The sequence below is a fragment of the Paenibacillus arenosi genome (assembly GCF_014841135.1).
GTDB classification, from domain to species: domain Bacteria; phylum Bacillota; class Bacilli; order Paenibacillales; family Paenibacillaceae; genus Paenibacillus_B; species Paenibacillus_B arenosi.
This window is the reverse complement of sequence record NZ_JACYTN010000011.1, coordinates 56,933-71,792: the sequence shown is the minus strand read 5'-3', so window position 1 is coordinate 71,792 and position 14,860 is coordinate 56,933. Positions and strand designations below refer to the sequence as shown.

Annotated in this window: 8 protein-coding genes; 5 read left to right on the top strand and 3 right to left on the bottom strand. The window is 43.0% G+C overall.

Annotated elements, in window-relative coordinates:
• Positions 1 to 100: 100 nt before the first annotated feature.
• Positions 101 to 1,120, bottom strand: a complete 1,020-nt coding sequence (locus tag IFO66_RS14195) for an AraC family transcriptional regulator (protein ID WP_192025776.1) — start codon at positions 1,118 to 1,120, stop codon at positions 101 to 103.
• 558 nt (positions 1,121 to 1,678) lie between these two features.
• Here IFO66_RS14195 and IFO66_RS14190 point away from each other — a divergent pair.
• The 4 genes from IFO66_RS14190 to IFO66_RS14175 all read left to right on the top strand — a co-directional run bounded on the left by IFO66_RS14190 (position 1,679) and on the right by IFO66_RS14175 (position 9,420).
• Positions 1,679 to 4,063 carry a S8 family serine peptidase gene (locus IFO66_RS14190; RefSeq protein ID WP_192025775.1) on the top strand — a complete coding sequence of 795 codons (2,385 nt, stop codon included), beginning with the start codon at positions 1,679 to 1,681 and terminating at the stop codon, positions 4,061 to 4,063.
• Positions 4,064 to 4,630: 567 nt separating this feature from the next.
• Positions 4,631 to 6,919, top strand: a complete 2,289-nt coding sequence (locus IFO66_RS14185) for a S8 family serine peptidase (protein ID WP_192025774.1) — start codon at positions 4,631 to 4,633, stop codon at positions 6,917 to 6,919.
• A gap of 218 nt (positions 6,920 to 7,137) precedes the next feature.
• The gene (locus IFO66_RS14180; protein ID WP_192025773.1) at positions 7,138 to 8,370 is read left to right on the top strand and encodes an aminopeptidase; all 1,233 of its coding nucleotides are present in this window, start codon (positions 7,138 to 7,140) and stop codon (positions 8,368 to 8,370) included.
• 183 nt (positions 8,371 to 8,553) lie between these two features.
• Positions 8,554 to 9,420: a metal-dependent hydrolase gene (locus IFO66_RS14175; protein WP_192025772.1), complete on the top strand. Its 867-nt coding sequence runs from the start codon at positions 8,554 to 8,556 to the stop codon at positions 9,418 to 9,420.
• Positions 9,421 to 9,625: 205 nt separating this feature from the next.
• On the opposite strand, the gene IFO66_RS14170 is transcribed toward IFO66_RS14175, so the two are convergent.
• Positions 9,626 to 11,437: a hybrid sensor histidine kinase/response regulator transcription factor gene (locus IFO66_RS14170; protein WP_192025771.1), complete on the bottom strand. Its 1,812-nt coding sequence runs from the start codon at positions 11,435 to 11,437 to the stop codon at positions 9,626 to 9,628.
• A 48-nt stretch (positions 11,438 to 11,485) separates the two neighbouring features.
• Entirely contained in the window at positions 11,486 to 12,103 is a 618-nt protein-coding gene (locus IFO66_RS14165) for a sensor domain-containing protein (protein ID WP_192025770.1), read from the bottom strand.
• Between the two features lie 380 nt (positions 12,104 to 12,483).
• Between IFO66_RS14165 and IFO66_RS14160 the strand changes: the two genes are divergently transcribed.
• A complete protein-coding gene (locus IFO66_RS14160) occupies positions 12,484 to 14,706 on the top strand; it encodes a serine hydrolase domain-containing protein (RefSeq protein ID WP_192025769.1) in 2,223 nt (740 codons plus the stop codon).
• The last annotated feature ends 154 nt before the right edge of the window (positions 14,707 to 14,860 follow it).

The following is a 14,860-nucleotide window of genomic DNA, read 5'->3' as shown; positions in this document are numbered from 1 at the left end:
GTTATATTACTTTGTCAGGATTGTAAGGTAACTAGCGTGGTGCGCCAAAGTTCTTGCATCATACGCCAACTCATAAACATAGTCATTTTCTTTCAACATGTTATCGTAACGGTTTTTTACCTACATGTTCATTCCGCCATGTTAAAGGAGTGATCCCTTCCCACAAGTGAAAAGCACGATAGAATGAGTTTTGGTCTTCATAGCCAACTAAAAACGCGACATCTTTAATATCAAGTGTGGGGTCTTGTAAGTACACCCGGGCTTGCTCATGCTTAACTTGTGCTAAGAGATGTTTAAAGCTCGTGTCTTGGGAAGCAAGCCGGCGCTGTAAAGTTCGATCACTCATACTCAGTTGTTTGGCGACAGCTCGAATGTCAAAGTTCCCTCCTGCTAGATTGCGTTTGATGATCCATGTGACCACCTCAGCAATAGAGTGGCTGTATTGCTGTTCATGTAAAGATTGATCCAGAGCTGGAGTAAGGATTTCTAGTAATTCCTCGTTATACGTTGTAAAGGAACGATCCAAGTCGCTGCGATGCAGCGTAAGTCGGTTGTATTTTGCACCTGTCCGGATACGGCAGCCGAAGTATTTTTCAAGAGTCCGCATATCTCCCATTACATGTGAAAATTCGACAAGTTGAGCTGTCAAAGGTTGACCTGTTCCACGGCGTCCAAGCTCCAAGAGAAATGCAAGCGTGATGCCAATGAGAATCTGCGGACCAGTATGTTCTTTATCCAACCATTCCAATTCTATTTTACAGCTATCATTCTCCTCGGTTATACGTAGGCTTTCAGGGGGACACAGTTTTTTGTATCGAACCATTCGGTTTAGCGCATCGCGATAGTCACGAGAGTGGTAGGTGGCTAAGACGGTTGGCGGATAGGTTGCTGTATCAAAGACAGTCGCGAGTTTGATAATTGCTTCAGCAGTATCACCAATAAGGTCGGAATAGGCTTCCCAAATGGAAAAATATTGGGTGGTGGTGACCGTTGGTTCGGAAACAATGGAAAAAGGAAGCTGTGCTTTTCGAGCCACATCGTGGGCTGTAATACCTAATTGGCTTAATCCCGTCCAAAACCCTGGAGCAATTTTAATATAGTCAGAGGTCGGAGACTTCATATACATACTCCTTTATGTAAACAAATTTTTATGTGTCCATAAGCAAGATGCTTCAGCATCTTTGCTTTGAACGATTATATCCTCATGCGTGCGTTTCATTCTATTCACTTAGAGACATAGTGATCAATACGCCATTCTTTTCATGGTAAAACAGATGTAAGCACGAAGAAACTACTTGTTTTCTTTAGCAAGAGGTTGTTCAGATCTACGAAAACGATGTCTACGAATGGAGATCGAATAGAATAGAGTGGCTATCGATTCTTATATATTGAACTTTGCTTAATAAAGCGAAAATGAACTAGGCGAAATACAAAGGTGACAAAGTTGTTACTTTTATTACGAAATTATTTTTATTAAAGCGCTTACACTTATGTCCTGTCTCGTTTATTTAGATTACTAACATGTAATAATTTTTGTTGATCATCAGATCGATGCAGGTTATTATCAGAATAAGCCATTGTCCAGTAATTGTTAATCTCATCGAAAGGGGAACGAGAAGCTAGCATAGGAGATGTACTAGAGCCCACAACTATATAATTATAAAGGAGAATCAACATAATGAAGAGAAAGCTCGTCATTGGCTTATCTATGATGCTCTCATTTAGTCTTCTAACACCAGCATTTCAACCGACAGGTTATGCAGAGCCAGGAAGTGAATCTGCTCGAATATTGCACCTGAAGACAGGTCAAATTGACCTAAGGGAAACTGCACCTCCACAAGAAATGCTTCATGAATCTTCACAATCTCCTAAAATGTACATTGTCCAGTTCAAGGACGTGATTACGAATGAATCGAAGCAATTACTTACACAGCAAGGTGTTGAAATAGGTGATTACCTCCCGGATTTCGCATACCTCGTTCGCATGACAGATGGACAGGCAAGTCAACTATCCACTAGCAACCTCGTATACAGCGTTTCCCGTTATCAACCTACATGGAAAGAAGGAACCTTCGCTTCCACCGACAACATCCCGAATCAATTTATAATATCCACTTTTAAAGGCAGCGAAGCACGTGTAGCTGCATTCATCCAAACGATCGCCCCTCAACAACTGACCGTTAATAAAGGTACCATCGAGGCTACCTTGACGGATGCACATATTCAATCTCTCATCCAGACAGAAGATGTTACGTATATCGAGTCAAAGCTGCAAACGGATGTGTCCAATGACTTTATTGCAAATCAAGTAAAAGCCTCTACCCCTAATGGAATGTGGAGCCGTGGTCTTACAGGAACGGGGCAAGTTGTCGCCGTTGCCGATACTGGCTTGGATACCGGTAATCTCTCTACCATGCATGCCGATTTCCAAGGTCAACTGCAAACGACTCCATTCGCTGTAGCCACAACAGGCAACTGGTCTGATCTGGATGGGCATGGAACACATGTAGCTGGTACTGTACTAGGTACTGGGGTATTGTCGAATGGGCAATATAAAGGAATTGCTCCAGGCGCCAAGCTAGTATTTCAAGCAGTTGGCTGCGGACGCGGCATTTGTCCTGGAGACTTGAGAACATTGTTTGGGCAAGCCCAAAGCAATGGAGCCAGTATACACACAAATTCTTGGGGTTCTCCTGTGAATACCTATAATAGCCTCGCTGTGCAGGTAGATGAATATACGTTTGCCAATAAAAAGTTTAATGTTTTATTCGCAGCAGGTAACTCTGGCAGCGGTGCCAATACGGTAGCAACACCAGCGACTTCGAAAAACTCCATCTCAGTAGCAAATATGCTCAAAACATCAAATGGCATGTCGCCTACATCTAGTCGAGGGTATGCTTTTGATGGACGTGTGAAGCCGGATCTGGCTGTAACAGGCAGCAGTATTATTTCACCGCGCTCCTCGCTGTCTAATCGACCAGCTGTTCCAAATGCTAATTATACGACGATGTCTGGTACCTCTATGGCTACACCTGCTGTAGCGGGGGCAACTGCAATCGTTCGACAACATTTTATTGATGTAAAACATGTTGATCCGACTTCTGCACTTATTAAAGCAACGTTGATTAACGGTGCTAAGGACGTTGGATTTGGTTGGGGCAGCCGTGAAACAGGATGGGGACAAGTTGATTTAGAAGCTTCTTTGTACCCAACGAATGGTATTAAGGCACAGCACGAAGATCATACCACTGGCATTCAAACGGGTGAAGAAAAGATCTACACCTTGACGGTGGGCGCAGGTCAACCATTGAAGATTTCGACGGTATGGACCGATTATCAAGCTGCTGTTCAATCCTCAAAGGCACTTGTTAACGATCTTGACTTAGAGGTTATTTCACCTACGGGCGAAGTATTCAAAGGAAACTGTTTTGTCAGCAATAATGCGAGTTCGAGCTGTGCATCTTTCGACCGCATTAACAATGTAGAAAATGTTTATTTCCATACAGCAGCAGCTGGAACGTATACCGTGAAAATTAAAGGCTATAACATTCCTCAAGCAGCTCAACCATTTGCTCTTGTCATTTCTGGCAGCAATGCAGCATTAAGTGCAGGCGGCGTTACCCAACCGATCGAACTGCAAGCTCCGACAAATGTAAGTGTGACTGCGCAGACGCAAAATAGTGTTACTTTGACATGGAATGACACGAATCCCCATGTAACTGCCCCAACTTATGAAGTTTACAGCAGCAATCAGCTGGTGGCGACTTCAACTACTACATCTGCTGTTATTAATCAGTTACAAGCAGGTACGACATACAACTTTACCGTTAAAGTCCGAGCTGGAACGCTCGTATCTCCTGATAGTATTCCAGTGAATGTAACCATTGAAACAGGTCCGATCAATCCTGATCCAGTAGCAGCGCCTTGGAAAGCAGGGCAGCAATATAAAGTAAACGATCTCGTTACTTATAGTAATGTTACGTATCGTGCTCGCCAAGCCCACGTATCGTTAGTGGGGTGGGAGCCGCCTAATGTCCCTGCTTTGTGGAGCAAAGTGAGTTAACAGCAGGGTAGTTTGAACCCTTTACGTTAGCAGCAATGTTATTGTTTGTTCGTTCTATGTTAGCGAGTAATTACTGAAATCAGGCAATGGCTGAATAGATTGATAGAATCCGTAATATGGTACCATATAAAAAACAAGCATCCCTGTTATCACTACACTCTTAGTGCGTTGGGATGCTTGTTTTCATTTTGGAAGTAAGAACTTTATTTTTTTGCTTTAAATAGAACAATGTATAATAAATAATAAATAGCATTATGCATGGAATGCAGCAGTAGGAACTAGGTTGTATTCTCGTATTGCTCTATCGAAATAAGTCGTAATGAGAAAGTGCTAATAGCCCAATATATTCATAATCCCTTGATATATAAGGGTTATCGGTGCACAAAAATAAATTTGATAAAACCTATTGATCTAGTGAGAAATAACAGGTATGATTCTAAACAAGCTATACCCCATTAAATGGTTTTTGTGGAAAGGTGGTGGATTGAAAAGTTTCTGATTAGTTTCACTAGTTTTATAGTTGTTCCATTTTTGTAAGTTCAAATTTAATATGTTGGAGGTATGTGTATGAAAAGAAAGCTTGCTATGGGTCTATCGATTGCACTTACACTGAGCCTGTTTGCTCCCGTGTTCCAGTCAAATGGTTTTGCCGCCGAGCCAAGTCCCTCTCTCTCTCGTACCCTATATTTGAAGACAGGAGATGTGAATCTTCAAGGCCTCCCTCAACAACAGAGCTTGAGCGAACATGCTCAATCTAATGAATCAGCACTGTATGTCGTTCAATTCAAAGATGTAATTACTCAAGCTTCTAAAGAACTTTTGAGCAAAAATGGAGCAGTGGTCGGCGATTACTTACCAGACTTTGCTTACCTCGTACGAATCAATGGCCAGCAAGCACAGCAAATCGCTACAAGTGACCTCGTATACAGCGTTACCCCTTTCCAAGCAGATTGGAAGGTAGGAACGTTCACTACCCCAGACAGTATCCCGAATGAATATGTTATCTCCACATTCCCAGGCAGTGAATCTAGAATCGCTTCTCTAATCAATCCTTCTGCTCCACAAGATGTTCGTGTATACGATGGCAGCATAGAAGCCACACTTAGCGACCAACAAGTGTACACGCTGTTGCAAGATAAAGATGTTACCTTCATCGAAACGAAGCTTCGTTATGAAACTTCGAATGAATTTATTAACCAACAAATTGGCACTTCCACACCAGTTACAGGTGTTTGGGCAAAAGGCTTGACTGGTGCAGGACAAATTGTAGCCGTTGGCGACAGTGGACTAGACTCCGGTAATGTGTCTACGGTACACCAAGACTTTACGGGTCAGCTTCATGCAACTCCAATTGCCAAGGCAATCCCAGGCAACTGGTCTGATCCTGGTGGACATGGTACGCATGTAGCGGGAACGGTACTTGGTACTGGTAAGCAGTCGAATGGCAAGTATAAAGGTGTCGCTCCAGGTGCGAAGCTTGTTCTGCAAGCACTTGGCACAGGTGGAGGTGGAATTAACCCTGGTGATGTAAGGCAATTGTTTGCTGAAGCTGAGGCATTAGGCGCCAAAATCCACACGAACTCATGGGGAGCATCCTCCAACTCGTACAATACAAACGCTCAACGCGTAGATGAGTATACCTTCAAGAACAAATACTTCAACGTTTTGTTCGCAGCAGGCAACTCGGGAAGCTTTGGTAACAATACGATTGCAACTCCAGGTACCTCGAAAAATGCAATCACTGTAGGTAGCTTGGCTAAGACTGCTCCTAACTCCATTGCATCTTACTCCAGCCGCGGCTTTACCTTCGATGGCCGTACGAAGCCAGACGTTGTTGTAACGGGTACAAGCATTATTTCTCCTCGTTCTACGATTTCAACCCTAACAGGTAACCCGAACACGCACTATGCGACGCTGTCTGGTACTTCGATGGCAACGCCAGCAGTAGCAGGTTCAGCTGCTCTCGTTCGTCAATATTTCAACACGGTGAAGAAGCTTGACCCTACGGCTGCACTTGTAAAAGCTACCCTCATTAATGGTGCTCAAGATGTTGGCTATGGTTGGGGCAGCCGTGAAACAGGTTGGGGTCGTGTTAACCTTGAAGCGACACTGTATCCGACGAATGTAACGGCTCAGCATGAAGATCATACAGCGGGTCTAAGCACGGGCAATGTGGCTACTTATACGGTAAATGTGGCAAGCGGTCAGCCGCTTAAAATTTCTACAGTATGGTCAGATTTCCAAGCTGCAGTATCGACTACTAAAGCCCTTGTAAATGATCTTGACCTTGAAGTTGTATCCCCGTCTGGCCAAGTGTACAAAGGAAACTGCTTTGTGAGCAACACGGCCAGCACAAGCTGCGCTTCATTCGATCGTGCGAACAACGTTGAAAATGTATACTTCAATACATCGGAAGCGGGTAAGTACACGATTCGTGTTAAAGCGTACAACGTTCCACAATCCACTCAGCCATTCGCGTTAGTTGTATCCGGTAAAAATGCTACGCTTACAAAAGGCGGTAGCGCTCCTGTAGAAGGTCCGTTGGCTGCACCTACGAATTTGGCAGCTACAGCAGATGCTGCAGGTGGTGCAGTGCTAGCTTGGACAGATTCGAACACTCATACTGGACCAGTATCCTATGAAATTTATAACAACACGGATCTAGTAGGCACTTCTGCTACACCTACATTTGTTGCCCAAAGTCTAGTAGAAGGAACTACGTATACGTTCTCTGTTAAAGTAAGGAACAGCCAAAATGTTCTTTCACCTGCGAGCAGCGCTGTGACGTTTACTGCTCAGCCGATAGAAGAGCCTGAAGATGAACTGGAACAAAAACCGGTAAAAGATTTGAAATAGGGAAGGACTAGACTATCTTCTAGCCTGACTCTGTATTCAAGATTATACGTACAATTGAGAGCAAGCTCTGTTCGTTGAACCATCTTACGTGGAGGCGAATAGGGCTTGTTTTCATATTTTTTTTGATTATTGGTCAAATTACTGGACTTAAATGGGGAAATAACATATACAATATAAGTTATGTATAACCTTCACTTTACATAAAAGGAGAATGACCAATGACACAGTTCGAGCAAAATCTTGAAAAATATGCGGAATTGATTGTAAAAGTAGGCATTAACGTTCAGCAAGGACAAGAGGTGGTTGTGAATAGTACGCTTGAGTCAGCTCCATTGGCTCGCCTAGTGGCAGCTAAAGCTTATGAAGCGGGTGCAAGCAATGTCCATGTCGAATGGACAGATGAAATGTTGTCTCGCTTGAAGTATGAAAAAGCAGCAGATGAAGTGTTTACAAATTACCCAGCTTGGGAAGTGGCAAAGCGTGAAGCGTTTCTGGACAAGCGTGCAGCATTCATTTCGATCGTGTCTTCGAATCCAGATTTGTTGAAGGGAATTGATCCGCAACGAATTGGGAACTTCCAAAAGGCATCTGGTCAAGCATTGACTAAGTATCGTCAATTTATTCAGTCTGACAAAGTGAGTTGGACAGTGGTAGCAGCATCTTCTAAGGCGTGGGCTGAGAAAGTATTCCCTAACGCATCTGCGGAGCAGGCGGTGGAACAGTTATGGGCTGCTATTTTTGATTCCGTTCGTCTTCATCATGAAGATCCGGTTCAAGCGTGGGAAGCGCATAACGATAACCTTCATGCGAAGGTTGATATTTTGAACGAGAACCATTTCCACAAGCTTCACTATACAGCGCCAGGCACTGACCTGACGATTGAGCTTCCAGAGAAGCATTTATGGGTAGGAGCGAGCAGCACGAATGAGCAGAAGGTGAACTTCATGGCAAATATGCCAACTGAAGAAGTGTTCACTGTACCATATCGCGATGGTGTGGATGGCTACGTGTCTAGTACGAAGCCGCTTAGCTACGGTGGTAACTTAATTGATAACTTCAAGCTTACGTTCGAGAAGGGGCGTATTGTGAAGGTTGAAGCAGAGCAAGGTCAAAGTATTCTTGAGCAGCTTGTAGATACGGATGAAGGAGCTCGTTATCTAGGTGAAGTAGCTCTTGTACCGCATCAATCTCCTATTTCAGAGTCCAACATTTTGTTCTATAACACGTTGTTCGATGAGAACGCGTCGAACCATTTGGCAATCGGCAGTGGATATGCGTTTAACGTTGAAGGTGGCAAGGAAATGTCGCAGGACGAGCTGCGCGCAGCTGGCGTTAACACAAGTATTACCCATGTCGACTTTATGATTGGTTCAGCTGAAATGAACATTGACGGTATTCTTAAAGATGGAACATCCGTACCCATCTTCCGCAACGGAAACTGGGCAATTTAATACGAATAGCGGCTGGGATAATTCCTATGCCGCTATTTTTTTGTTGTGTGGATGATTAGTTATGGCCTCCGTTGGTCTCATTACATGGAGATATCATTATTTTTAAATAAATTGTCGATTGTCTATATTGCTTCTTTGTTGACCGATCCTTACAATGACTTTTATGGGAGGGAGTCAAAAGTAATGGATACGATAACACATACACTATTTGGATTATCTTTATATGCGGCTGTCGATAAAAAGCGATTGACGACAAATGAAAAACGAGCGCTGCTTCTTACGACAGTCGTAGGCTCTAACATACCTGATATCGATGTCATTTCTCAGTGGTGGGACACAGCAGGACGCTATCAAATGTGGCATCGTGGCATTACGCACTCTGTGTTTCTTGTGCCTATATGGGCGGCCGTGTTGTCGATCGTGAGTTGGCTGCTGTTTAGGGTGAAGGGCTGGAAATGGTTTGCGATGGGCTTGCTAGCCGTATTTATTCATAATACGAGTGACTTGTTTAATGCATGGGGAACTGGATATCTGGAGCCATTCTCCTCAATACGGGTTACGTTCGGAACGATTCCAATTATAGACTTCATGTTATGGATCATTATGTTGGTCGGCTGGCTGCTTGTTCGGTACAAGCGGGATTTATCATCATCACGCGTGTTTAAATGGGTGTGGGCCTTGATGATCGTTCATCTTATGAGCCAATCGGTGCAAGGTTATATGATTCATCAACAATATGCGAAGCAATATGATGAGTTTGCTTTATCAGCAGGCTTTATTCCAGGACAGTTCCAAATCATCGGCAAAGAAAATGACAAAGTCTACATTAGCAGAACGACCGTATTTACCGAGCCGAAGCTTCAAGTGGAGTTGACATCGGATGAGAGCGTTAGCCTAGAGCAGCTGTTTGTGGAGAATCCAGAAGCGAAGACGTTGTATGAATGGTCGCCTTTCGTTGTCGTCGTGAATGACGACAAGCATATTGGTATTTACGATCCACGGTTCTACCGCAATGGTGAATCATTCCTATATGAGAAAATGGATAAATAAGTAAAATTAAACGTAGGTGCTAGATTAATACCAATACAGACCAAAGACCGTTCCATGTCATATGGAGCGGTCTTTATTTGTGTGATTATGATGTTAGCTGCTGAAAAATGACATACCAATGGCTTGTAATAATGAAAAAGTGCTATCGTCGTTCTTAGGCGGGATTTACGATGGGGAGCATCATTAATTTGTATGTAGATACTTTCTATTGTAATCCTAGTCCTTCTGTACGTGCCTTCTCAATTGCATCTTCACGGTTACTCACACCTAGCTTGGAATATAGCGTGGAGCAATAGTTCCGTATCGTTCCTTCCGACAAAAATAGCTTAGCAGCAATTGATTTGTAACGCAGCCCATTGCTTAAATGCTGCAAAATTTCTAACTCTCTTTTCGTAATTCCATACGGATTATTTTCCGGGGAATAATTTTGATTACCCAACTGTCCCCGTTGATGCTTCATCTGCTCAAATACTTGAACAGTAATGTTCTGATCAATCCATGTTCCTCCGTTATGAATAAGCTTTATCGCTTCAATTAAGTCTCGTGGATGAATCGACTTCAGCATGTATCCTTCCGCGCCTAGCTCTATCGATTTGACAGCTTGCGACACATCTTCAAATGTGGTCAGTAGAGCAACTTTCATTTGAGGCCAACGCTGCTTCATCTCACGCAGCGCTTCGATACCATCCATTTCTGGCATACGAACGTCCATAAGTACAAGATCAGGCTGATCGATCGCACATCGTTCTAAAGCTTGCTGACCGTTGTCGGCTGTTCCGATAACTTTGAGGTCAGGCTGTTGTTCCAGAATGCGCTGCAAACTTTCTGTAATAATAGATTGATCATCGACGAGTAGAAGTCGAATTCCTGACTGTACGGCTTCTACCTTTAGAGGGAGTGTACAGATAATGACCGTCCCTTCATTAGAGCGAGAATGTACAGTTAGACTGCCCGTGCATTCATCTAAACGTTCCTTCATGCCGGATAACCCGAAGCCGTATCGTACTTGTTCCATGCCAATGCCGTTATCTTCAATTTGCAAGCGTAGTTGCTGATTATCATACAATAACTGAACTTGTATCGTGTTTGCTTGCCCATGTCGAACGGCGTTGGTGAGCGATTCTTGTAAGCAGCGATACAAGCAGAAGCTTATCTGCTTCGTGATCGAAACTTCATTTCCGAATGTGCGGAAGTTAACGGTTATGCCTGTTGCTTTTGTGAATTCTTCGATAAGCTGCTGCAAAGAATCCGTAAACGATTGATTCGTTGGTGTTGCGGCCAGATGATGCAGATGCTGGCGAATATCATCCAACCCATTACGGGCCAATTCGACGAGCGTGTCGATTCGCTCACTTTGATTGGAAGGGAAAGACGTCTTCAATGACTCCATGCCTACAATGAGCGAAGTTAGCGTATGGCCGATCGTGTCATGCAATTCATGTGACAGTCGATTCCGCTCCTCTTTCAGCGTAAGCTCTTCGATTTGATTAATGTGCTGTTCCAATACTTGTTTCTGATCCCGAATAATTTTACTTTGCTTATGGTTTAAGGCAAGTATTTGAAAAGCATAGCCAAGTGCAAATACAGCACCATGATTAACCATGAAGTTTAGAATGATAATATCAATAGGTTCGTTAACTTGCCATGCGTTGAAACCAGGGATGATAAAAATAGTGGGCAGTGCTGTCCACATATAATTGCTTCGGTCACTATAAAATCCAATTACAAATGCGAAAATGACAAATTGCCAAACTAACTGTGGTTCTTGAGAAGTAAGATACATACAAAATGAACCAGTCAGTACAATTTCCGAAAGTAGATACCACTTTTTACTGAACTGCTGGATAAGGAATGGTATCGAAATGGTTAAAATGGCAGTTAAGATGATGACCCATGATGGCACAGAAAGTGGTACTTGATTTACTATAGTACCTATAGAAATGCTTAACAAGCTTACTAATCGAACGAAAAAACACATCCAGTCATACCAAAACCAATGCTTCGTTATATTCCACATTAGTAGTTCTCACTCCATCTTCACAATAAGTACCAGTCAGGCACTGTATTATTTTGTTTTATAAACATATCCCACTTCAATCATACGACGTGTAAGGTTGACTAAGTACTTCGCAAAAGTATTGCTTACTTGCATACTAACAACCAGCCATAAGCAACCTAGACCACTCACAGCCAAAGCGGCTGGGAGTGTTTCAATTGATATGGAAAATACATGGTACGGTATGATCTTATACAGCAATGGAGCAGATAATAGGGTAAGAGGTGCTACGTACAATAAGACAGATAAAATTAGACTTCCCATCCCAATTACCAATTTATATAAGAACATACTAATCATGATCCAATAACCGGGATTCGTCAACGTCTCTTTCATTTGTTCCCAAGAATCTCGCTGTGTCTCATTGTAGTGGAAGTGCTCCTCATTACTTTGTGAGTGAGTTAAGGATACGGATGTATATTTCTCAACGATTCGAGCGTCTAGACGTACGAATTTTGGTGCGGTTTGCAGCACATGGACCAGAATTGGAATCCCCACTATAGTAATCGATAACCCTGCGCCTAGTGTGACTCCAATGCTAAAGAAGATGAAATAAAATAGTCCGCTTACAAACGTATACAGCATAAGTTGTGCGTGATTCAAACTTCGAATCAAATGTTCCTTCATTTTTGAACGTCCCCTTTTCATGGATAGTATAAGTCCAGCCATTTCGTATCCGCTGAGTAATATCACTAGCATAGATGAGAGGCTGTCACAGTAGGTAGTGAGGGACTGTCATATGACATTAATGATGAAGATTGTGACAAACGATCATGTTGAAATGATCGTTTTTATCACTATGGAATATGACATATCCAGCGCTATTGTCAAATCAGGAGGTGACAGCGAACACGAAGCCCACTTGCTTAGTGAATATAAGAAAGATGAGTATGACGAATGATACGGGACCTATTTTACTGAAAAGAGATTCGAAAAAATGAAGGGCTAACTGTTTATTCGATGTAAAATTATAGTAGACCCGCTTTGATAAAAGAGGAGGCGAAATAATGAAACTTAAAGGCTACAAATTAGGATTGATTACATTATCTGCATTAATAGCAGGAACTGTATTTCTACCTGCACAAGGAACATTGCATGCGAAGAACGTAAATGCTGCAGAGCAAACTTCTCAGCATGCTACCAATAAGCAGTTGAGTGTTGAACAAGACAGCAGGGAGACAGTTAAGAAACTTATCGATCAAGCTGCTAATCAGAAAGACGTTCCAGGAGTCATTGTTGGCGTTACAAAGAAAGGTCAAAAATGGTCCTATGCCTCAGGTGAATCTACGATCCACGACAAAACTCCAGTGAAGACCAATTTCCATTTTCGAATCGGAAGTACAACGAAAACATTTGTAGCAACAGTCGTCCTTCAATTAGCAGGTGAAAACAAACTTAATTTGGATGATTCCATTGAAAAGTGGCTCCCGGGTGTGGTGCAAGGAAATGGATACGACGCAAGCAAAATTACGATCCGTCAGTTACTGAATCATACGAGCGGAATCGCGAACTATACAGCAAATGAGTCTTTTATGAAAGACCTCCAATCAAGCCTTCACAAAAACTTTACAGCAGAGCAGCTTGTTCGTGCAGGAATTAGCACCAAGCCTTCATTTGCACCAGGATCAAGCTGGGAGTACTCGAACACGAATACCGTGTTGGCGGGACTTATTATTAGAAAAGTTACAGGCGAAACCTACGGTGAACAGATTAAGAAACGTATCATTGATCCTCTAAAGCTTAAGGGAACCTCAGTCCCAGGCAGCTCTACACATCTCCCTAGTCCTCATGCAAGAGGATATTACAAGCTTCAAGGCAAACTTTTGGACACCACCGAAATGAATACTTCATGGGCGAATGCAGCAGGCGATATGATTTCAACAGTAGATGATTTGAATACCTTCTTTGGTGCCCTTCTAGGTGGCCAACTAGTAAAGCCAGAGTTACTTAAGCAAATGATGACGACGGTTGAAGCTCCTCTTCTTGGAAAATACGGACTTGGTATCTATGAAACGAAATTGCCTAATGGAACTTCTTTCTGGGGTCATGGTGGGAATCTACCAGGATTCTCGACAATGGCGGGAGGCATCGCGGGCGGTGAACATGTTATAGCTTTGAGCACCAATTTACTTTCAGATAAAGATGCTCTTCATCATATTGATATTATTGCAGAGGAATTCGGTGGAACAGAGTCCAAGACGAAGCGCGTGCAAACTCAACTGGATAACATAACGAAACTCGGCATTGTAGGGGCTACTGCGGTTACGTATGAGCAAGGCAAGTTTCAAGGCTATGCATCTGGTAAAGCAGACATCGCAACAGGCCGTAAGATGGGGACGGATGAACGCTTCCGCATCGCCAGCATTACAAAGACATTTGTAGCGACAGTTGTACTGCAATTAGCAGGTGAGAACAAACTTGATTTGGAAGACTCCGTAGAGAAATGGCTGCCAGGTGTTGTGCAGGGCAACGGTTATGATGGCAGCAAGATTACGATTCGCCAACTGCTCAATCATACGAGCGGTATTGCTAACTATACAAATGTTCTTTTCAAAGACCCAAACAATAAAGATGCTTTATACCGCAACTATACGGCGGAGGAACTAGTGGCGATAGGATTGAAAGAAAAGGCCTTTTCTGAGCCTGGAGCTGTCTCCAATTATTCTAACACGAATTATGTGCTGCTCGGTCAACTTATACAAAAGGTAACAGGTGAGACTTATGATCAGCAAATCGAAAAACGTATCATAGAACCACTCAATCTTAATGATACCTTCCTGCCAGGAAGTAGTACCCTTATACCAGGATCTAAGCATGCTAGAGGATACATTTATTTTCAGAAAAAGTTAAAAGATGTTACACAAATCAACCCATCTTGGGGGAACGCAGCAGGAGAAGTGATTTCGACGGGACAGAATTTGTCTACCTTTATGTCTGCTCTGCTCGGCGGCAAGCTATTGAAAGAGGAGCAGTTGAAGCAGATGTTGACTGCTGTGAAGACAGCGGACGGTGAAGAATATGGATTAGGCATTTACCCGATGAAGCTGCCAAATGGTCAAGTTCTTTGGGGGCACGATGGTGGGATAGACGGATATTCAAATTTGGTACTCGGAACGCCAGATGGCGAGCGTGTTATGGTCTTGAGTATAAACTCACAGCCAGATTCGTCTAAAACAGAAAAGGCTGTACTAGATTCTATGTACTCTGCGTTTGTAGAGGAATTCAAATAAATCACTAACTGTGCTTGATCATAATTCAAATGTTTCACATCAGCTAGCGGGGCAACTGGCTGCCTCCTATTTTGCAGTTACGTAACTAGAAGATAAGTAGGAGGCAGGGCTCCAATTGTGCGTCAAATGAAGGAGGAGAACTTAATGAGGTTAC